This is a genomic window from Streptomyces albofaciens JCM 4342 (genome assembly GCF_008634025.1).
GTDB classification, from domain to species: Bacteria; Actinomycetota; Actinomycetes; order Streptomycetales; family Streptomycetaceae; genus Streptomyces; species Streptomyces albofaciens.
On sequence record NZ_PDCM01000001.1, the window covers coordinates 4,076,484 to 4,098,257 of the forward strand.

At 72.3% G+C, this 21,774-nt stretch carries 12 protein-coding genes and 1 riboswitch; of the genes, 3 read left to right on the forward strand and 9 right to left on the reverse strand.

Annotated features, from left to right (window positions below):
• Positions 1-87: 87 nt before the first annotated feature.
• The 5 genes from CP973_RS18275 to CP973_RS18295 all read right to left on the reverse strand — a co-directional run bounded on the left by CP973_RS18275 (position 88) and on the right by CP973_RS18295 (position 8,510).
• On the reverse strand, positions 88-1,248 hold the full coding sequence (locus CP973_RS18275) for an acyl-CoA dehydrogenase family protein (RefSeq protein WP_150242039.1): 1,161 nt from the start codon (positions 1,246-1,248) through the stop codon (positions 88-90).
• The gene (locus CP973_RS18280; RefSeq protein WP_150242041.1) at positions 1,245-4,412 is read right to left on the reverse strand and encodes a non-ribosomal peptide synthetase; all 3,168 of its coding nucleotides are present in this window, start codon (positions 4,410-4,412) and stop codon (positions 1,245-1,247) included. Before CP973_RS18280 ends, CP973_RS18275 begins: the two co-directional genes overlap by 4 nt.
• A 124-nt stretch (positions 4,413-4,536) precedes the next feature.
• Positions 4,537-5,982 (reverse strand): condensation domain-containing protein, encoded by a 1,446-nt coding sequence (locus tag CP973_RS40020; RefSeq protein ID WP_167538357.1) that lies wholly within the window; start codon positions 5,980-5,982, stop codon positions 4,537-4,539.
• A 228-nt stretch (positions 5,983-6,210) separates the two neighbouring features.
• Positions 6,211-7,539 (reverse strand): MFS transporter, encoded by a 1,329-nt coding sequence (locus CP973_RS18290; RefSeq protein WP_150242043.1) that lies wholly within the window; start codon positions 7,537-7,539, stop codon positions 6,211-6,213.
• A 266-nt stretch (positions 7,540-7,805) separates the two neighbouring features.
• Positions 7,806-8,510 carry a histone deacetylase gene (locus CP973_RS18295; protein WP_150242045.1) on the reverse strand — a complete coding sequence of 235 codons (705 nt, stop codon included), beginning with the start codon at positions 8,508-8,510 and terminating at the stop codon, positions 7,806-7,808.
• A gap of 296 nt (positions 8,511-8,806) precedes the next feature.
• Here CP973_RS18295 and CP973_RS18300 point away from each other — a divergent pair, with 296 nt between their 5' ends.
• Positions 8,807-10,396: an alpha/beta hydrolase gene (locus CP973_RS18300; protein WP_150242047.1), complete on the forward strand. Its 1,590-nt coding sequence runs from the start codon at positions 8,807-8,809 to the stop codon at positions 10,394-10,396.
• Positions 10,397-10,882: 486 nt separating this feature from the next.
• Positions 10,883-12,196: a S1 family peptidase gene (locus tag CP973_RS18305; RefSeq protein WP_244409589.1), complete on the forward strand. Its 1,314-nt coding sequence runs from the start codon at positions 10,883-10,885 to the stop codon at positions 12,194-12,196.
• Positions 12,197-12,556: 360 nt separating this feature from the next.
• On the opposite strand, the gene CP973_RS40885 is transcribed toward CP973_RS18305, so the two are convergent.
• Positions 12,557-12,670 carry a DUF1835 domain-containing protein gene (locus CP973_RS40885; protein ID WP_244409590.1) on the reverse strand — a complete coding sequence of 38 codons (114 nt, stop codon included), beginning with the start codon at positions 12,668-12,670 and terminating at the stop codon, positions 12,557-12,559.
• A 350-nt stretch (positions 12,671-13,020) separates the two neighbouring features.
• Here CP973_RS40885 and CP973_RS18310 point away from each other — a divergent pair, with 350 nt between their 5' ends.
• Positions 13,021-15,957: an AfsR/SARP family transcriptional regulator gene (locus tag CP973_RS18310; protein ID WP_150242049.1), complete on the forward strand. Its 2,937-nt coding sequence runs from the start codon at positions 13,021-13,023 to the stop codon at positions 15,955-15,957.
• A 28-nt stretch (positions 15,958-15,985) separates the two neighbouring features.
• Here the strand turns inward: CP973_RS18310 and CP973_RS18315 are convergent, their stop codons facing one another.
• From CP973_RS18315 to CP973_RS18325, 3 genes are all read right to left on the reverse strand, one after another.
• Entirely contained in the window at positions 15,986-16,693 is a 708-nt protein-coding gene (locus tag CP973_RS18315; protein WP_150242051.1) for a lysophospholipid acyltransferase family protein, read from the reverse strand.
• A gap of 252 nt (positions 16,694-16,945) precedes the next feature.
• Positions 16,946-19,264, reverse strand: a complete 2,319-nt coding sequence (gene metE / locus CP973_RS18320; protein WP_150242053.1) for a 5-methyltetrahydropteroyltriglutamate--homocysteine S-methyltransferase — start codon at positions 19,262-19,264, stop codon at positions 16,946-16,948.
• A 190-nt stretch (positions 19,265-19,454) separates the two neighbouring features.
• Positions 19,455-19,681, reverse strand: a riboswitch (cobalamin riboswitch).
• Between the two features lie 239 nt (positions 19,682-19,920).
• Complete coding sequence (locus CP973_RS18325) at positions 19,921-21,483, reverse strand: hypothetical protein (protein WP_150242055.1); 1,563 nt, start codon at positions 21,481-21,483, stop codon at positions 19,921-19,923.
• Between the last annotated feature and the right edge of the window lie 291 nt (positions 21,484-21,774).

The following is a 21,774-nucleotide window of genomic DNA, read 5'->3' on the forward strand; positions in this document are numbered from 1 at the left end:
GATTCCTCTGCGGTTCGCAAGTTCACGCATTCGTATGGGGCGGGGCCGGGGCGGCGGTGTGCCCCCGGGCCCCGGAGGGCGGCCGGCTCAGCCGAGGCCCATGGACCGGGCGACGATCACCTTCTGGATCTCCGAGGTGCCCTCGATGATCGTCATCGACCGGACGTAGCGGTACAGGAACTCCAGCGGATGCCCCCGCACCCACCCCGTGGCGCCGTGCACCTGAAGCGCCCGGTCCACCACCCGCACCGCCGTCTCCGACGAGGTCAGCTTGGCCAGCGCGGCGTTCTCCGGCGCCTCCGTGCCGCCGTCCACCAGCCGCGCGCAGGCCAGCGTCAGCAGCTTGGCCGCCTCGATCTCCGCGCGGCTGGTCACCAGGTGCTCCTGCACGTGCTGGTACGCGCCGATGCGCTCGCCGAAGGCGCGCCGCTCACGGGCGTACGCGATGCCCTGCTCCAGCGCGTACTCGGCGATGCCGTCGCACATCGCGGCCACCACCAGCCGTCCCCGGGACAGGCTGTCCATGCCGTTGCCGAGCGCCGAACCGACACCGTCCGCACCGCCGATCACCGCGTCGCCCGGCACCCGCGCGTCGTCCAGCAGGAGTTCGTACAGCGGCTCGCCCGACATGCCCTCGTAGCGCTGCCCGATCCGCAGCCCCGGGTTGCCCGCCTCCACCACGAAGGCGGTCGGCTCGCCCCCGGCCGACGCGACGACCAGGGTGAAGTCCGCCCGGTCGGCGTTGCTCACAAAGGTCTTGCGGCCCTTGAGGACCCACTCACCGGTCGCCGCGTCCCGCACGGCGGTGGTGGTCAGCTGGAACGCGTCCGATCCGGCGTGCGGCTCGGTCAGCGCCAGACAGCGCACCGCCTCACCGCGCACCAGCGGCTTCAGATAGCGCTCGATCTGCTCCTCGGTACCGTGCCGCAGCAGCGGGCTCGGGCCGTCCGAACCGGCGAGGGCGTACGGCGCGAGGGGGCAGCCGCTGCGGCCGGCCGCGTGGTGCAGCAGCACCACGGCCGTGAACGGCATGCCGGAGCCGCCCAGCTCCTCGGGATAGTCGCCCGCGTAGAAGCCGAGGGCCGCGGAGCGACGGCGTACGTAGTCGCGCAGCTCGGCCGGGGGCAGGTCGGCGTCCTCCGGCAGGTCCGCCGCCAGCGGCACCAGCTCCTTGCGGATGAACGACTCGAAGGAGACGACCAGTTCGCGGTGGTCGGCCTCCAGGACCGACGAAGGGCGGGTGCTCACGCCGCGACCTCCGCCACTGCACGGGCCTGGTCGGCCAGCACCGGGTTCTGGAAGAACAGCCGCAGCGGCGGCCGGCCGCCGAGCCGGGGCTCCAGCCAGGCGGCGAGCTGCGCGGCCAGCAGCGAGTGCCCGCCGATCTGGAAGAAGTGCGACGCGGGGGTGAAGTCGTCGTGGCCCAGCACCTCGCGCCAGCCCTCGGCGAGCAGCGCCACCCGCGGGTCCGCCGGCTCGGCCGCCCCTTCGGACGCGCCGTCTCCGGCCGTCTCCTCGGGCGGCAGCTCGGCCACCCGGCGGGCCAGGGCGCCGCGGTCGGGCTTGCCGCCCGGCAGCGTCGGCATGGCGTCCAGCCGTATCCAGCGGGCCGGTACGAGTGCGGTGGGCAGCCGCCGGGACAGCGCCTGGTGCAGCGCCTGTTCGTCGGGGCCCGCGTCGTCGCGGTTCTCCAGGAAGCCCAGCAGGCGCGGGCCGGCCGGACCGTCCGCGTCGAGCACCACGGCACAGGACCGCCCGCCCAGCTCGGCCGAGGCCGCGGCCTCCACCTCCTCCAGCTCGATGCGGTAGCCGCGCAGCTTGACCTGGTTGTCGCGGCGGCCCAGGAAGCACAGCCGCCCGGCCCGGTCGCGGTAGCCGAGGTCACCCGTGCGGTACACCCGCTCGCCGCCCAGCGCCTCCGGCGTCACGAAGCGCTCGGCGGTGATCTGCGGGTTGCCGGGATAGCCGTCGGCCAGGCCCGCGCCCGCCACGGCCAGTTCACCGACCGCGCCCGCGGGCAGCGGCCGCAGCCCGGCGTCGAGCACATGCATCCGGGTGCCCGGCAGCTCCGTGCCCAGCGGCACCTCGGCGCCGTCCAGCAGGTCGGCGCGGGTCACCTCGTGGACGGTGCTGGTGATCGCCGCCTCGGTCACGCCGTACGCGTTGAGCACCGTCACCGACGGGGAGCCGGGGGCCGCGTCCACCGCGTCGAACAGCTCACGCAGCGCGCCGGCCGGCAGCCGCTCGCCGCCCAGTACCAGCAGCCGCGGTGCCCAGCGGCCGTCCCGCAGCGCCTCGCCCAACTCCGTGCGTACGGCCAGGAAGTAGCTGGTCGGCAGGTTGGCGACGGTGACGCGGCGGGCCGCGAGGACCGCGGTCAGCTCGTCCGGGGTGGGCACCTCGCGCTGCGGCAGCACCAGGCAGGCACCGGCCAGCAGCGACGGCAGCACCTCCTCCAGCGCCACGTCGAAGGACGGCTGGGCGAAGAGCAGCACCCGGTCCGCCTCGGTCAGGCCGTACCGCTCCGCCGTCGCGCGGGCGTGCTGCGCCAGTGCCGCGCGGCCGACCGCGACCGGCTTGGGCAGCCCGGTGGAGCCGGAGGTGTGGATCACATACGCGGCGTCCTCGAAGGCCTCCGGGCCGGTCCCCCGCCCGGCGGGGACCGCCTCGGGGAACGCGGGTCCGTCCAGCAGCCCCACCGGCAGGCCCTCGGCCGGGAGGGACAGCGCGCTCTCGCGGGTGGCCAGCACCAGCGCCGGGTCCAGCCGCTCCAGCAGCGTCTTGAGGCGCGCGGCCGGGTCGTTGGGGGAGAGCGGGCAGTAGACGGCACCGGTGCGCAGGCAGGCGAGCAGCGCGACCAGGGAGTCGGTGCCGCGCGGGAGCACGGCGGCGACGGGGCGGCCCCGCGTCACCCCGGCAGCGCGCAGACGGCGCGCCAGGTCGTCCACGAGGGTGTCGAGCTGACCGTAGGAGAGACTCTTCGTGCCGCCCACGAGGACCGGGCGCGCGGGGTCCTGACGTGCCGTCGGATCGAGCACCTCGTCGGTGGGCCGGGACGCGCCGGCTTCCGCGGCACCGGTCTCCGGCCGGGCGGCGCCCAGCGAGGCGAGCGGCGCGTCCGGCGTCTCCAGGTACGCGCGCAGCACATCGAGGAAACGCTCCGCCAGCAGCCGGACCACGTCCTCGTCGAACAGGTCCCGGTCGTAGTCCCACACCAGCGTCATCCCGGCGGCGCCCTGCCGCGGGCCGACCACGCGCCGGTCGTCCGGCATCAGCACCAGGTCCAGGTCGAAGCGCGTGGTGCCGGTGTTGAACCCCTCGTACAGCGCCACCTCCAGCTCCGGCACCTCGATCTCCGGCAGCGCCGCGTCGTGCGCGCTGAACATCACGCTGAACAGCGGGTTGTCCGCGCCGGTGGTGTGCCGGCCGAGCGCCCGGGTCAGCTCCTGCACCGGCACCTCCTGGTGCGGCAGCGCCCGGATCAGCGTGTCGGTGACCTCGTCCACCGCCTCCACCGCGCCGGCCGCCGGGTTCAGCCGCAGGCGCAGCGGAATGGTGTTGACGAACATGCCCACGGTGCCCTCGAACCCGGCGGGCCGGTTGCCCACCGCGGTGCCGACAACGATGTCGGTACGTCCGCTGTGGCGGCGCAGCAGCTCCGCGAACAGGCTCAGCAGCGTGGAGAACGGCGTGTGCCCCTGCGTACGGCTGCACTCCCGCAGCCGCTCGGCCAGGTCGGCGCCGATGGCCTGCCGGAACTGTCCGCCCGCGTGCCGCCGTTGGGCACCGGGCCGGGCCAGGCCCGGCAGCGGCAGGTCGAAGGTCGCGTCGGCCAGCTCCGCCGTCCAGTGCGCCAGGCTCGCCCGCCGGTCCGCGCCCGCCGCGGCCCGCGCATGCTCCTCGTACGAGCGGGCCGGGGACAGCTCCACCGGCTCGCCGAGCACCTGCGCGCGGTACGCGGAGAACACGTCGCGCAGCAGGATCGCGAACGAGTGCCCGTCGTGGATCAGGTGGTGCTCGACATGCACGACGCGGTGGTGCCCCTCGCCCAGCCGGGCCAGGCACCAGCGCAGCAGCGGTGCCTCGGTGGTGTCGAGCGGGGTCTCGGCCTCGGACCGCAGCAGGTCCTGGAACGCGGCCTCCGGATCGGGCTCCTGCGAGAGGTCCACCGTGCGCATGCGTGGCGCACATCGTTCGCGCACCCGTTGCTTGGGCACTTCGCCCGGCTGTTCGACGAGTTCCAGGCGCAGACCGGCGTGCTGGTCGAGGGCGGCGCCGAGCGCGGAGCGCAGCGCGGCCTCGTCGAGCCGGCCCCAGAGGTCGATCGAGGCCGTGAAGTTGTACGCACGGCTGCCCGGCAGCATCTGCTCGTGCAGCCAGACGACGTCCTGTGACGGTGACAATCCGAACATGGTCCATCCTTCGGGTGGTGGATGCGGGTGAGCTCGGTCCGGTGCCCGCTGTCGGTCGGACGCGGGAACCGGGGGAATCGTGGTAGGGGGCCCGGGGTCGGCCGGGCGGCAGGAGCGGCGGGGTTCAGCCCACGGGCGCGTGACCGGCCGGTTCCCCGGCCAGCTCGGCGGTCAGCCGGGCGAACGCGTCGTGCGCGCGCCCGTCCGGGACGGCGTCGCGGTCCCAGGCCATCCGTACGAGCAGGTCCGTGCCGTACGAGACGGAGACCGCGAACGGCGCCTGGAGCGGCCGCCCGTCGATGTGGACCTCCCGTCCCGCCACGCCGCCCAGCCGCAGCGGTGGCCGACGGTGCAGGTCCTCGAAGGTCAGCAGGCCGTCCAGCCGTCCCGACCAGGGTACGGCGGCCGACCGGGCCGCGCGGACCACCTCGTCGAACGGGGTGTCGGCGTGGTCGAGATCGTCCCACCAGGTGGTGGTCAGGTCGTCCGGGGCGCCGGGGGCGGCCGGGTGGACCACGGTGTTCAGGAAGCAGCCGAGGACATCGGGCGCCGCCGCGGGCCGGCCGCCCCAGGGGTAGCCGAGCAAGGGCGTACGGTCCGGCGCTTCCGTACCCGCCAGAGCCCGCGCGGCGCTGCCGCACGCCCCGAGCAGGACGGGGAAGGCCGTTGCCCGCCCGTCGTCGGCACGGATCGGCAGGCGCGTCCGGAGGGCACCGGTGGGGCGGGGCTGTTGCGTGGTGCTGGTGCTGGTGCTGGTGCTGGTGCTGGTGCTGGTGCTGGTGCCGGTGCCGGTGCCGGGAGCCGACGTGGCGCCCGTCGACGCCGAGGCGGGGGCGATCCGCCGCGCCCAGTACGCGAGCGATTCCGGCCGCGACGCGCGCTTCTCGGCGTCCAGTTGCAGGTGGACGGCCTCGCGATAGCCGGCCGCTTCCTCGGCGGCACGGTGCGGCGGTACGTCACCGGGGCCGAGCCGGCGCTCGTACGCCTCGGCGAGGTCCGCGGAGATCCGGCCGAGCGACTGCTCGTCGCACACGGCGTGGTCCAGGGCGAGGGCGAGGATCTCGACGGCTCCGGCGGCGCTGGGCAGGGGAACGCCGCCGCCCTGCGGGTCGAGTGCGCCGTGCGCGTCGGCCAGGAACAGCCGGAAGGGCGGGCCCTCGGCGCCCCACTCCAGAAGTGTGCGGCGCAGGGCGGCCGTCGCGCTCTCGCCGGGGCGCGGAACGACACGCTCCACCTGGGCCGTGGGGGCGCCGAGCCGCTGTACGGGCGCCCCGCGGAGCACGTCGGGCCGCATACGGAGCGCCGGGTGCACGGCGGCCAGGTGACCGGCGGCGGCGCGCAGCCGCTCCACGTTGACCGTGCCGCGCGGGAACGCGAAGAACAGCGGGACGACGTCGGGCCGTCCGCCGGGCGCCAGTCGGCGGGCGAGCAGGAACCGCCGCTGGGCGCCGGTGACGGGCAGCAGCCCGGCCGGGTCGCCCACGCCGGCGGCGGCCTTCTCGTAACGGGCGAGGTACTGCTCCGTGATGCTGGTGCCGGTACCGATGCCGGGTGTCGTGCTGGGGTCCACGTTGACCTCCCTTGCGCCGCCGGGGACGGGGCGTCGCGATGAAGACGTTCGAGCAGTGCTGCGTACGGTGGATCACTTACGGGCGCGCGCTCACGCATCGCGGTCCTGGTGGAGCGTGCGCGCGCCACGGACCGCGATCACGGGCGCTACCGGTGATCGGAGATTTTCCGGAGGGGCGGGGTGGGCCGGACCGAGCGGAAGCTCAGCTTCCCGGCCCCTGAACCGGGATCAGACGGCGGCTCCGGGCGCATCAGCTGCCTCGGGAGCCGGCCCGGAGGCCGCTTCGTCCGCCGCCGCGGGCACCGCCTCGGGAAGATCCCGCAGTTTCCGTAGCGGAGACAGCAGCAGCGGCAGGGGCACGAGCAGGAACCCGGCCGCGCACACCCACACGGCGGCCCGCGAACCGGCCGCTTCCGCGACGGCGCCGCCGGCCAGCGCGCCGAGCGGCATGGTCCCCCAGACCATGAACCGCAGGGTGGCGTTCATCCGGCCCAACAGGGCATCGGGGCACAGCAGTTGCCGGAAGCTCACCTGGGCGACGTTGTAGACGACGGCGCCGAAGAACACGGCGCCGGAGCCCAGCGCGAACCATCCGGCGGCCGCGCCGTGGCCGGACAGCGGCCACAGCAGGGCGAACGGCCCGGTGGCCACGGGGGCGAGCCAGATGATGCGGGCCTGCCCCAGCCGCCGCGCGACCGGCCCGGCGCACAGCGCCCCGGCCAGCCCGCCGACGGCCGACGCGGACAGCATCAGGCCGAGCACGCCGGGCGGCAGCCCCAGCTCCCGCGTCAGGAACACGGTCTGTACCGCGACGAGCATCGCCGAGAAGAAGTTCGCCACTCCGGTCGTCAGCGCGATCATGCGCAGCACGGGGTGCCGCAGCACGAAGGCCAGGCCCTCCTTCACCTGGGCGCCCAGCGACCCGCCCGCGGCCGCCTCCGGCTCCGGTTCCCGGACGCGGATGCCGCGCAGGAACAGGGCGGAGGCGAGATATCCGGCCGCGTTGGCCAGCACGGCGACCGGCGGACCGAGCAGCTGGACGATGCCGCCGCCGAGCCCGGGCCCGGCCACCTGCGCGGCCGAGCGCGCCGTCTCCAGCGCCCCGTTGCCCGCCACCAGCCGCGGGCCGGGCAGCACCCGCGGCAGATAGCTCTGGTGGGCGACGTCGAAGAACACGGTGGCGACGCCGGTGACGAAGGCCACCACGTACAGCTGCGCCATCGTCAGGACCTGGCACAGCGCCGCGAGCGGCACACTGCCCATCGCCACCGCGCGCACCACATCCGTACGGATCAGCAGCGGCAGCCGCCGGACCCGGTCCACCCAGGCGCCCGCCGGCAGGCCGATGAGCAGGAACGCGGCGGTCTCGGCCGCGGTGAGCAGGCCCACTTCGAAGGCTGAGGCGCGCAGTCCGACGACGGCCACCAGGGGCAGGGCCACCAGGGCGACCTGGGTACCTGCCTGGCTGGCCGCGGCCCCGGCGAGCAGCAGCCGGAAGTCGCGATGGCGGAGGAGCCCGTCGCCGGCGCCGCGGCCGGAGGCTCGTGAGGTGGTCACATGGCTGACATTTGGTGATGAAGAGGGGGCGGGTCAAAACGACCGTAGGTTTTCCGGACAGCTTCCTCCGCATTCCGGACGCCGTGAGCAAGTTTTGTCGTAAACCGTCCGTTCTCTCCGGTCCACCCACTCATGAGGTGACCTGCTACGCCCTCACCGAATGTTCACCGCGCGACCATATTTTCGGCCGTCGAGTGAATGTCTGATTAGCGTGGCCGGGTGCGTTCGGGATCCGTAAGGACGGCTGACGTGCGACGCGGAATGTGTTACGGGCCGTGAAGCCGGGGTCGCGCGGAGTTCCGGGGTGCGGGGTCACGGTCCCGGCGGTCCGGCTCCAGGGCACGGGGACCCGCTGCCGTGCCCTGGAGGCCGCGTCCCCGACGGCCCGTACCAGGACGTACCGCCATTCCCCTCCGGCACCGGTCCAGGTAGTCCGTGATCTCCTCGTCGTCCCACCCGCCCGCCTCCCGCAGCCCCGACCGCAAGTGCGCCAGATAGGCGTCGGCCGGCCGGGTGCGCCGGACCTCGTCCACGCGCCACGGTGCGGTGAAGGTGAGCAACGGCAGCCCCTCCAAGGTGCCCGGGTGCACCAGCGTCTCGTAGCGGCCGGGCCCGAGCCGTGCCCGGCCCCGCTCCAGCACCTCGGACAGGTCCAGGTCGCCCGCCGGGGCCCGGTACATCTCCTGTGCCGCGATGTCGGAGAACTGGCCGCGCGTCACCAGATGGGCGCGGGCCCACACCTCGCCGGGCCCGTCCGGGTCGTAGAACGCGATGCCGCCCGACCAGTTCGGCGACTCCAGCGCGAAGTACATGGTGCCCGGCAGCACGACCGGTACGGACCGGGCCGGCGGCCGGGGGTCGCGGCACCCCGGGCAGGCCCGCAGACCGCCCGGCGGACGCCCGCCCGTCAGATAGTGCCGCAGCCGGGCGGCATGCATGTTGGAGCCGTAGGACACGTACCAGACGTGCACCGTCTCCTCCCCTCACCCATGGGCCCGGGACAAGCCGCGCAACCTTCCCGACCCGCATCAACCGACCAAGACGCGTGACCCGGACGATCCGTGCGCCATGCCGCACCTCAGGGCAAAAGCCGAGTCGTACGCCATGGTGCGCCCGCCGCTACCGCAGATCGCCGAACGAATCCTGCGGTTTGGTAAAGAAAAGGCTGTGAGGCCTGTTCAGAGGGGGGTGCGAGCAGACAGGATCCCCGTGCAGCTCTGTGATCACCGCCGCCGTCGCGCGGCGCTTTATGCAGGGGGACCCCCACATGAGAAGAACAGCAGCGCTCGGCGCTGCCGGCACCCTGGTGACCGGCACGCTCATAGCCGGAGCCATCGCCGCCACGCCCGCCAGCGCGGGCCAGCAGCACCACCGCGGGTCGGCCGAGGACCGCGGCGTGCAGATCGCCGCCGACCGCGCGGCCGAGAAGGGCATCGACTGGCAGGCCTGTCCGGCCGACTGGGGCCTGAAGGCTCCCATCCAGTGCGGTTACGTCACCGTCCCGATCGACTACGCCAAGCCCAACGGCCCCACCATCAAGATCGCCGTGGACCGCGTCGGCAACACCGGCAGCAAGAAGGAGCGCCAGGGCTCCCTCCTCTACAACCCCGGTGGCCCCGGCGGTTCGGGCATGAAGTTCCCGACCCGCGTCACCGGCAAGAACCCGCTGTACGCCAAGTTGGCCAAGGCCTACGACTTCGTCGGGTTCGACCCGCGCGGCGTCGGCCACTCCGCCCCGATCTCCTGCGCCGACCCGCAGGAGTTCGCCAAGGCGCCCAAGGCCGACCCGGTGCCGGACAGCGAGGCCGACAAGCGCGCCCAGCGCAAGCTGGCCAAGGAGTACGCGCTCGGCTGCAAGGAGCGCAGCGGCGCCCTCCTGCGCCACATGACGACGCCGAACACCGCCCGCGACCTGGACGTGATCCGCGCCGCCCTGGGCGAGAAGAAGCTCAACTACCTCGGCGTCTCCTACGGCACCTACCTCGGCGCCGTGTACGCGACGCTCTTCCCGGACCACGTCCGCCGGATGCTGGTCGACTCCGTCGTCAACCCCTCGCGGGACAGCATCTGGTACCAGGCCAACCTGGACCAGGACGTCGCCTTCGAGACGCGCTGGGGCGACTGGAAGAAGTGGGTCGCCAAGAACGACGCCGTCTACCACATCGGCAACACCGAGGCCAAGGTCCAGGCGAAGTGGGAGCAGCTGCGCGCCACCGCCAAGAAGAACCCGATCGGTGGTGTGGTCGGCCCGGCCGAGCTGACCAACTTCTTCCAGAAGGCGCCCTACTACGACTCCTCCTGGGCCCCGACCGCCCAGGCGTGGAGCGCGTACCTGTCGGGTGACGAGAAGCCGCTGATCCAGGGCGCCGGCCCGGACATGAGCGACATCGCGGGCAACATCGCCTCCGAGAACAGCAACGCGGTCTACACGGCCGTCGAGTGCAACGACGCCAAGTGGCCCACCAGCTGGCGCAAGTGGGACCGGGACAACACCCGTGTCCACCAGAAGGCCCCGTTCATGACCTGGGCCAACGCCTGGATGAACCTGCCCTGTGCCACCTGGCCGGAGAAGCAGCTGACCCCGGTCGAGGTCAAGACCGGCAAGGGCCTGCCCAGCGTGCTCATCGTGCAGAGCACCCGCGACGCGGCCACCCCGTTCGAGGGCGCCGTCGAGCTGCACAAGCGCCTCAAGGGCTCGCGCCTGATCGTCGAGAAGGACGCCGGTTCGCACGGTGTCACCAGCCTGGTCAACCCCTGCATCAACAACCGGGTCGACACCTACTTCCTGACCGGGAAGACCGACGCCAAGGACGTGACGTGCGCCCCGCACGCCACTCCGCAGCCGAGCAAGGCGTAACCGGAAGCCGCACCGCGGCATGACCGGCACTCACGGCATACCGGGCCCCGCGCCCCTGCTACCGGCTGCGGCCGGAGAGGGCGCGGGGCCCGGTGCCGTCCGGGGGCACCGGAACGGCTTCGCCGCATACGGGCTGAGCGCTCCGTCCACGTCCACCGACAACACTGGTCGCAACACAGGTCACACCAGAGCAGAACAACCCGATACGGCTCATACGGCTTCGCGGCATTACGGCTTCTTCCGTCTCGGCTCTCGAAACGGCAGGACAACCTCGGCCCGCCTCTTCATGAACACCGGCCTTTTCCGGGGCCGGGGGTTCGGCCGCCCCTCTCACCTCCCGGAAATGCTCGAACGTGAGTTCTTTTATTGCTATATGCTCCCGCTGTCACCACGCGACCACTTCTGTCCCCGCCCTGACGCAGCACGGTGCCGGGACGTGAGGTGAGTCGGTCACGTCATCGAGCTGGGGGGCCAGTGAAGAGACCCATGAAGACCGCTTTGACGCTGGGCACGGCGGGAATCGCGCTGTTCGCCACCATGGCGCCCACGGCCCACGCCGCCCCCGCTTCATCGCATCCGCGCTACACCGAGGCCCACATAGCCGCGATGGCGCCGGAGAAGCAGGAGAAGCTGCTCGCGCCCCTGCGCGCGATAGCCGACGCGGCCGACCGCGTCGGCTCGGGCAGCCAGGCGGACATCTACGCGGGCGTACGCATCGACGCTCCCCGGGACACCGTCCACGTCTATCTGACCGACCCGTCCCGGGCCGCGAAGTTCATCAAGGCCATGTCGGCCGTCGACCGCCGGGTGGACACCGGCCGCATCACCATCGCGAAAGCCGGCCACACCCGGCAGGCGATGCACGAAGTCCGTGACCGGCTGCTCGCCCAGGAAAAGGCCGGCGAACTGCCCTACAAAATCCACACGGTGGCGGTCGCGGCCGACGCGTCGTCGCTGGAAGTGGCGGTGGACAAGCCCGATGTGGCGGCCAAGACGTCGGCCGCCGCGCGACGGAACCCCGACGCGCGCGGCCTCGCACCGGCGAACGACGTCCCGGTGGCCTTCAAGCAGGGGCAGCGCATTTCCCCCGCCGCCCGGACCTGGGCCGATGTGCGGTGGAAGGACGGCACGCCGTTCATAGCCGGTGACGTCCTCACCGACGGTTCGCAGTACTGCTCGGCCGGACTCCCGGCCGTGCGCAAGAGCGACAACAAGCCGGTCATGGTGACCGCCGCCCACTGCTTCTCCAACGGCTCGAAGATATACACCGGGGCGGGGGCCACCCCCGCCTTCGGCAAGTTCTACGACGGGCTGAACGGCCGGCTCGGCAATTACGTCGGTACGGTCAACGGCGTATCGACCAACTGGGACGCCGAACAGCTCGTCGGCACCGACAACAACGCCGATGTGAGCGAGACGACCGGCTACAAGCCCGTCACCGGCGTCGCCTATTCGCACAACGGCGACTTCGTCTGCCAGAACGGTGCCGCGTCCTTCTTCATGAAGCAGGAAACCATCTGCGGCATCAAGGTCGTCAACGACGACATCACCTACACCCTGGACACCGGCTGGAAGGTCCGGGGCGTCGAGGGAACCCGGCTGCCCGGCAACCGCTGGACGGTGGCGCACGGAGACAGCGGCTCGATGGTCTACACGGCGAACGGCTCCGCACGCCAGGCGCGCGGCATCGTCTCGGCGCTGGCCGGCCCGTACGAAACCAACGGCGGCAGCTACATGTACTGGACCGAGGCGACGGACATCTTCAACCACTTCGGCCTGAAGCTCAATCCGAAGACGTAGGCGCGGTTGGCGGTCGGGTCGAAGCCGACGCCAATGCCGGTACCGACGCCAATGCCGGTACCGATGCCGACGCCGCAGGACGAACCGCTCCCGCTTGGCTGGGTTGTGGCCGGGCGGGAGCGGTGTGCATCTGGCGCTCCTTTCCCCGTCGGCCCCCTCTGTCCGCTCCCGGCTCAGGCCCGTCTGATCCTGGTGCGCGTTATGTGATCGCCGCTGGTGATGAGGGGGCCGTCGGCGAGGAAATGCGCCGGAGTCGGTCCGCCCGACGGAAAATCGTCCGTCCGACAGTGCGCATGTACGGTCTGCCGCCACTGGGCCCGGGCTGCTGGGCCGTCCGGCCGCAACGGCCCCAGGCTGAGGTCATCGGGGGTACGCCTGGACCGGGTCGGCGGGATTGTCGGCGGTGCCGGTTCCCAGGGCGACTCGCAGGAATTCGGCCGCGGACTCGCCGAACACCAGATGCAGGATTTCCATGTTCCCAGCGTGCCTGATGGTGCGAAGACCGGTCCAGTATGACCTGGAATGCGCAGAAGTGCTTCACCCTGCCCACCGGATTGCGTCCACGACCACAGCACACGCCACCGGCGCCCAAAAACTGTCGGCGAACACCTGAAGGACACTGAAACGGCTCTGTACCGTTGTCCGATCAGAAATCAACTTCCCAAAACCAACTCCTCAAGCCAAACACCCGCTCGTTGTGCGAGTACAGCCCATGGCGTACAGACAGCACCCACCCGCTTTCTTCTCCCGCTCCGCAGGCCTTTCCGGGCGCACACGTGGAAGACTGGCAAGCCGAAGCACCGAATGCGGGATGTGAGGCGTCCATGGCTGACGCTGCGGGGGACGAGCGGCAATTGTGGTTCACGGTGCTGGGAGCGGTCGCGGTCCGGCGCGGGGAGCAGGAGCTTGATGCCGGTTCGCCGCGGCAGCGGGCGCTGCTCGCCGTATTGCTGCTACAGGGCGGGCGTGGCATCTCGGCGGTGGAGTTGATCCGTGCCCTGTGGGGGGAGAACCCGCCGCCCGCCGCGATGGACGCCCTGCGCGAGTACGTGTGCCGGTTGCGTGAGGTCTTGGCTCCGGACGCAGACATGCTGGTGAGCGAGTCGGACGGCTATGCGCTGCGCGTCGATGAGGGCGGGCTCGACCTGCGACGTGCCGAACGGCTCGCGTCCGAGGCCGAGCAGGCACGTCGTACAGGCGACCCGGCCCGCGCCCGCGAACTGCTGGTGCGGGCCTTGGAACTGTGGACCGGTGAGCCGCTGGCCGGGGTGCCCGGTCCGTATGCTGCGACCTGGCGCAACCGTCTGGAAGAGCGCCGCCTCAGCCTGGTGGAGACCCGCATCGCCCTCGACCTGGAGGCCGGACGGCACGCGGAAGCGGTGGCGGAACTGACGGCGCTGACAGCCGAACATCCGCTGCGCGAGCGGCTGCGGGAACTTCTGATGCTCGCGCTCTACCGCGGCAACCGGCGCGCCGAGGCACTGGCCGCTTACGCCGACATCCGGCGCCTGCTCGGCAAGAGGGAAGGCGTCGCCCCCTCAGCCCGACTCTCCGAACTGCATCGGCGTATCCTGCGGACCGACCCCCGCCTGCCCGTCCCCGAAGGGGGGCGCCCGGGCCCTGCGGGCGGGGGCGCGGCACGGGGCCGGCCGGCTCAGCTTCCCCTCGACACCCCGGATTTCACGGGACGGGCCGCGCTGGTCGAGGAACTGGTCGTGCACCTCGGTCCGGCCCAGGGGCGTGGGGTGGCCCTGTGCGCGGTCGGCGGGACCGGGGGCGTCGGCAAGACCGCCTTGGCAGTGCATGTCGCGCACGCGGTCCGCCCGTTCTTCCCGGACGGGCAGTTGTACGTCGACCTCCAGGGCTGCGGACCGCGTCCGGCCGACCCGGAGACCGTACTGGGGGCCTTCCTGCGGGCCCTGGGGGTGTCGGACTGCGCCATCCCCGAGGGCGTCGGCGAGCGCGCCGCGCTCTACCGCTCCGTACTCGACGGCTGTCGCGTCCTGGTGCTGCTGGACAATGCCCGTGATGCTGCCCAGGTCCGTCCCCTGCTGCCGGGCACGGACGGCTGTGCCGCCCTGATCACCAGCCGCAACCGGCTGGCCCACCTGCCGGGGACCCACGTCATGGCCCTGGACGTGATGCGGACCCGGGAGGCCCTCGCCCTGTTCACCCGCATCACCGGTGAAGGGGGCGAGGACGCCCGGGCGGTGGTGGCGGCGTGCGGCTGTCTGCCGCTGGCCATCCGGATCGCCGCCGCCCGCCTGGTGGCGCGCCGCGCCTGGACCGCCGCCGACCTGGTCCGCAAACTGGCCGACGAACACCGTCGCCTCCAGGAGCTCCAGGCCGGAGACCTCGGCATCAAGGCCACCTTCGAGCTGGGATACGGACAGCTCCCTGCTCCGCAGGCCCGCGCCTTCCGGCTGGTGGCCCTGCCGTGCGGTCTGGACATCTCGCTGGGCGCCGCCGCGGCCGTCCTCGGCCTGGGCACCGAAGAGGCAAGGAGGACGCTGGAGTTCCTGGTCGACACCTCGCTGCTGGAATCCCCCGCGCCGGACCGCTACCGCTACCACGATCTCGTACGCCTCTATGCCCGTGCCTGCGCCGAACGTGACGAACCACCGGAGCGGTGCGCGGCGGCGCGCTCACGGTTGCTGGACCACTACCTGGCCACGGCCGCCCGTGTCTACACGATGAACCGGCCCGGAGAACCCCTGCTGGACCACCTTGAGCCCACCCGGTACCCGGGCCTCGCCTTCGACGACCGGGAAAGCGCGCTGGAGTGGCTGTACACGGAGGCCGGGAACCTGCTGGCGTGCGCCCGCGCCTCGGCCGGCGGGTCCATGCTGCGCCGCGCGGCGGATCTCCTGCTGGTGACCAAGGACCTGGCCGATTCGGGGACCGGCGCCCGGCAGTACGAGCAGACGGTCGTCCGCCTGCTGACGGCCGCGCTGGCAGCGCGGGACGCCCGTGCCGAGGGGCGGCTGCGCCTGCTCATGATCCACTTGCACGTCATGGCCGGCCGTCTCGCGGAGGCGGACCGGGAGGCACGGGCGGCCATGGCCCTCCGGCGCCACTGCGCGGATCCCGTCCTGTCCTCCCACGCCCTCAACGAAAGCGGCATCATCGCGGGCCTGCAAGGCCGCCACGACGACGCGGAGGCACTCCTGACACAGGCGCTCGCCGCCTATCGCAGCTACGGAAACCACAACAGTGCGGCCAGTGTGCTGGGCAACCTCGCGCGCACCTACCAGGACACCGGCCGTATCACCGAAGGAGTGGACCTGGCCGAGCAGTGCCTGGCCCTGTACCGGGAGATCGGTGCGACGGTACGGCTGGCCACCGGCCACTACGAACTCGGCGTGGCCCTGAAGCAGGCCGGGCGCCCGGAGGACGCTTTGCGGCATCTCGGCCGAGCCGTGGCCATCTACCAGGACAGCAGGCAGTGCCTGTGGGAGGCCATGACGTACTGGCGGATGGCCGAAGCCCACCTCGCCGCGGGCCGCCCGGCGCAGGCCGCCGGGCGAGCCGAAGAGGCCCTCGCCATCCTGCACGGCCCCAGCGGCCGTTGGGCCCGCGCCAACGCCCTCACCGTCCTCGGCCACGCCCTCCGGCGGACCGGGCACGCGGACCGCGCCCGCGTCTGCTGGCAGGAAGCCCTGGAGACGTACGAGGAGCTGGGCTCCCCGGAGGCCCCCGCCGTACGGAGGCTGCTGCCCGCGGACGGAACGGCACCACCGGCGCACGACGCGGACGGGTGAAGGGCTTCGCCGGCTCGCCGCCCCGCGCTCACCGGAACCGCCGTACCAGCCCCCACTGCGACTGCTGCCGCGCCTTGGCCTCGTTCGCGTACTCGTCCACGTACTCCTGCCCGGAGAGTTGCAGGATCTCGTACATGATCTCGTCGGTGACGGCGCGCAGCGCGGCGTGCTCGCCGTCCAGGCCGGCGAAGCGGCCGAATTCCAGCGGCTTGCCGAAGCGGATGGTGATGCGCATGGCGCGTGGCAGGCGGCGGCCGGTGGGCTGGGCCTCGAACGTGCCGATCATCGCGCACGGGACCACCGGCACCTGCGCCTTGATCGCCATCGCGGCCACGCCCGTACGGCCCTTGTAGAGCCGTCCGTCGTGCGACCGCGTCCCCTCCGGGTAGATCCCCAGCACCCGCCCCTTGCGCAGCACCGCCAGCCCGGACCGCAGCGCGGCCTGCGCCGCCTTGCCGCCGGTCCGGTCCACCGGAATCTGCCCGATGCCCCGGAAGAACGCCGCGGTCAGCCGCCCGCGCACACCGGGCCCCGTGAAGTATTCGGACTTCGCCAGAAACGTGACCCGCCTCGGTACGATCACCGGCATCACAAAATGATCCGAGAACGACAGATGGTTGCCCGCAATGATCGCGGGCCCGTGCAAGGGCACATGCTCCAGCCCCTCCACCCGCGGCCGGAAGACCAGCCGTAGCAACGGCCCCAGAATCACGTACTTGAGCACCTGATAGAACACAGGGCCTCTCCTCACTCTCCGGAACCGGCTCAACGGCACTGTTTACGCAGGTCAGACGAGGTGCAGGAGGACGTAGTGTAGATGCCGGGACGAGCGTCCGTAACCACCCGTGGGGGTACCGGTGAGGCTTGCGCCGGAAGGCGGTGGTGAGCGGCCGGGAGGAGGCTCGGGCGTGCGCCCTCCCGGCCGTCGGCGGCACCCGGCCGTCACCGGTATCCGGCCGTCACCGCTTCCGTCGGCCACCGGCCCCGGTCAGGACGAGGCGATCTCCGCCCGGACGGTCCGCGCGGCGGCGACCAGATTCTCCAGCGAGGCACGGGTCTCGGGCCAGGCGCGGGTCTTCAGGCCGCAGTCCGGGTTGACCCACAGGCGCTCGGCGGGAATGGCGTCGAGGCCCTTGCGCAGCAGGCTCGCCATCTCCTCGGCGCTCGGCACGCGGGGCGAATGGATGTCGTACACCCCCGGCCCGGCCTCGCGCGGGTAGCCGTGCGCGGCCAGTTCGCGGGCGACCTGCATATGGGAGCGGGCGGCCTCCAGGCTGATGACGTCGGCGTCGAGATCGTCGATGGCCCGGACGATGTCACCGAACTCGGCGTAGCACATGTGCGTGTGGATCTGGGTACGGTCGCGCACGCCGCTCGTGGTGAGGCGGAACGCCTCGGTGGCCCAGGCGAGGTAGGCGGCGTGACCGGCGGCGCGCAGCGGCAGCGTCTCGCGCAGGGCGGGCTCGTCCACCTGGATGACCGAGGTGCCCGCCGCTTCGAGGTCGGCGACCTCGTCGCGCAGGGCCAGGGCCACCTGGCGGGCGGTGTCGGCGAGCGGCTGGTCGTCGCGGACGAAGGACCAGGCCAGCATGGTGACCGGGCCGGTCAGCATGCCCTTGACGGGCCGGTCGGTGTGGGACTGGGCATACGTCGTCCAGCGCACCGTCATCGGCTCGGGCCGCGAGACGTCACCGGCCAGGACCGGTGGGCGCACGTACCGGGTGCCGTACGACTGGACCCAGCCGTGCTGCGTGGCGAGGTAGCCGGTCAGCTGTTCCGCGAAGTACTGGACCATGTCGTTGCGCTCGGGCTCGCCGTGCACCAGGACGTCGATGCCCGCCTTCTCCTGGAAGGCGAGGATCTCGCGGATCTCGTTCCCGATGCGTTCCTCGTAACCGGCGGTGCCGATCCGTCCGGCCCGCAGGTCGGCGCGTGCGGTGCGCAGTTCGCCGGTCTGCGGGAAGGAGCCGATGGTGGTGGTCGGCAGCAGGGGCAGGCCCAGATGGGCCCGCTGGGCGGCGGCGCGCTCCGCGTACGGTGCCGGGCGGCGGCCGTCCGCGTCGGTGACGGCGGCGGCGCGGGCACGTACGGCGGGGTCGTGCGTGATCGCGGAACCGGCACGGGACGCCAGGTCGGCCCGGTTGGCGGCCAGTTCGGCGGCGATCGTGTGGGTGCCCTGCGCGAGACCGCGGGCGAGCGTGGCGATCTCGGCCGTCTTCTGCTCGGCGAACGCGAGCCAGCGCAGGATCTGCGGGTCGATGTCGCGTTCGACCGCGGCGTCGAGCGGCACGTGCAGGAGGGAGCAGGAGGCGGCCACGTCGACCCGGTCGGCCAGCCCCAACAGGGTCCCGAGCGTGGCCAGCGACTTCTCGTAGTCGTTGATCCAGATGTTACGGCCGTTGACGACACCGGCGACCAGGCGCTTGCCGGGCAGGCCGCCCGCCGCGGCGAGCGCGTCCAGGTTGCCGGCGGCGGCCTCGGTGAAGTCCAGCGCCAGACCGTCGACAGGGGCCTTGGCCAGGACCGGCAGGGCCTCGCCGAGCTGGTCGAAGTACGAGGCGACCAGCAGCTTCGGGCGGTCGGTGAGGGCGCCGAGGTCGCGGTAGGCGCGTTCGGCGGCGTTCAGCTCGGCCGGGCTGCGGTCCTGGACCAGGGCGGGCTCGTCCAGCTGCACCCACTCGGCGCCGGCCGCGCGCAGATCGCCCAGGACCTCGGCGTACACCGGCAGCAGCCGGTCGAGCAGGGTCAGCGGGTCGAAGTCGGCGGCGACACCGGGGGCGGGCTTGGCCAGCAGGAGGTAGGTGACCGGGCCGACGAGCACCGGGCGCGGCGTGTGCCCGAGGGCCAGCGCCTCCGTCAGCTCACCGACCTGCTTGGCGGAGTCCGCGGCGAAGACCGTTTCGGGCCCCAACTCGGGCACGAGGTAGTGGTAGTTGGTGTCGAACCACTTCGTCATCTCCAGCGGCGCCACGTCCTGGGTGCCGCGCGCCATCGCGAAGTAGCCGTCCAGGGCGCCGGCCTCGACTGCGGCGCGGTGCCGGTCCGGGACGGCACCGACCATGACGCTGGTGTCCAGGACGTGGTCGTAGTACGAGAAGTCACCGGTCGGCACTTCGTGGACGCCGGCGTCCACCAGCTGCTGCCAGTTCGCACGACGCAGGTCCCGCGCGGTTTCCACCAGGGCGTCCGCGGTGACGCGGCCCTTCCAGTAGCCCTCGATGGCCTTCTTCAGTTCCCGGTTCCGACCCTGGCGGGGGTAGCCGTACACGGTGGCCCGTGCTGCCGCGGCTGCGGGCTTCGCTGTCACGGAACTCTCCTTCACGGACGTGTTCTTGAGTACGTCCCGGGGACGGGACGAGAACGCGAAGGAACGACGCGCCGGACGAGCCGCGAAGCGTGCGCCGACGCTCCTGCCCGCCTGACGTGTACGGTTCCGGACTACGTCCGAAACGCTCCCAACCCGCCCTCGAGGTCTCCGGGATGACCGCGCACGCATGGACGCGCGCGGGCAACGGGCAGGTCTTCGGACTCGCGGGCACGCCTGCCGGGCTCTCCCGGCGGACACCTACTGGCCGTCGCTTCCCGGATCCGCGGCCCGGATCCAGTGCGTATGACGGCGGTCGTTCCCGCTCACCGCTGCGGGGCAGTCCCGGATTCCCACCGGGTTCCCTCTTACGACGCGCCTGCCTGGCGGGCAGGGCGAACCAGCTGCACCGGACACAGTAGATCGGTCAGGGCGTGGGCGGACACCCCTGTTCATATGGCGGGATGGCGCATGAGACGGGGAGGGCGGGGAGGGCGGGAGTGGTTCGGCCCGCACGGACCCGTACGGAGCGCCGGAGCTGTACGGAGCGGGTGACAGACGCCGAAGCCGTACGGGATACGGCCGGGACCGGGACCCGTACAGCTTCGGCTTCGGTTTCGGCTTCAGCCTCGGTTGGTGGTGGCTACGTGCCGGAGGGCTCAGCCGGCAGGCGGCTGCGACGCGGCGGAGGAGTAGCGGCCGGACGCGAGTTTCCATTCCCGGTGGAGGGTGCCCAGCGGGATGCGCTTCTGGAAGAGCGGAGTGCCGAAGATCGTCAGCTGGGCCTGGAGCGAGCCGCTCAGATCCAGTCCGCCGAAGGCCTTCCAGTCGGCCGTGACGGACCCCTTCCCGTCGGAGGAACCGGCGGCCGCGGCGCTGGCCTCGCCCCGCAGATACGGAGCGACATCGGCGCTCACACCGACCGCACCGTACAGGCCGACGCTCGCCTCGGTACCTAGCGTGGCTTTCGCCCGGCCCGCCGCCGTCACGGCGGCCTGCATGGGGGTGGAGTGCATGCCGGATTCGCTGACGGGCTTCCAGCCCCCGGCCCAGGAGTAGCTGCCGCCGACCCGGAAGTCGCCCTTGAGGTCCTGCTTGATGTCGACGCTGACCCGGCCGTCCGCCTCGACCGCGAGGTAGCACGTGAGGTCGAGGTTGACGACGACCGGGACCGGGCCCACCTGGATGACCGGATCGGCGTGGAGCTTGGCGAACGGCATCCGCAGCGGCTTGCCGCTCGCGGTGGAGGCGGCGGCCTGCCCCTTGAAGCGCCACTGCGAGGACCAGTCACCGGACAGCCCGATGAACGCGCCGCCGGGCGCGGTGCGGCCGGCGGGGGCGGGGCTGGGCGTGGCGTGCGGGCGGCTGCCGTCGTAAGCGAACTCGACCTTGGGCGACAGCTGTACGAAGCCGGCGACCGAGGCCGCGGCGCTCGCCGGGGCGTCCTCCGCGGTGGCCACCGACGCGCCGACGTCCAGACGCAGACTGCCGAGGGGCAGCGTGGCGCCGTGCGGACCGAAGCGGCGCTCACCCTGCTTCGCCCAGGAGACCTTCACCCCCTTGACCAGCGGCTCGACCGAGACGGCCGCCGGATCGACGGGCACCTTCCCGTCGGCCTTGCCCTTGCCGAGCAGCGCGTCGAGGGTGGCCGGGGCGGTGTTGACCTCGGTGCCCTTCGCCGTCGTACCCCGTACGGCGGTGACCTTGGCCAGGACGCCGCTGGGCGCGCCGGGAGCGGGCGCGCTCGCGATGACGTCACCGACGGCTACGGCCGAGTTCTTCGCGGGCGCGGAAGCAGCGGGGCCGGGGGAGGGGGAGGTGGAGGCCGAGGGGGTGGGCGAGGGATTCGGGAGATGCTTCGCCGGGCTGACGACGACCGCGCGGCCGCTGCGGCGGTCGTACGAGGCGACCCGTAGCGAGGACGTGTACCGCGGGCGTCCGTCGCCGGACGGGCGGGCCACGGCGGCCGCACCGGCGGGTCCGGACGACGTGGGAGCCGCGCCGACGGCCAGCCGCTGCCCGCCGCCACCGCCCTTGCCGGCCGCGGTGTCGGCGGGGTCCTGGCCCTCGGCGGCCTGGGCGGCGGTCGCTCCGGCGCCGGGTTCGGCGGCCTTGTCGGTGCCGGTATCGGTGCCGGTGCCACTGGGGGACGAACACCCGGAAGCCAGCAGGGAGATGACGGTCAAGGCAGGTATGAGCGCCTGCTTGGTAATCGTACGCAAGGTGAGCCCTGGAGAATGTGGGGTGGGGTACGCCGCGACGAAGTCGCCTTCGGAAACGGCGCCTCACAGCAATGGGACGGTTGCGAAGGAGTGAAGAGGTACGGAAAGGGAGCTGGGTGATCATGCCATGACCCGCGGGCCGGGGCGAATTCGGCCTGCACGTTGGGCCATTGATACGGACCAATGATGATTTCGCGGTGAACTATTTCGGCCCACGGGCATTCGGCACTGGCCGGCCCGTCCCGCTGAACGGTTGACGGCTCAACGGAATTGCCGTCGTCGTTATGGCGT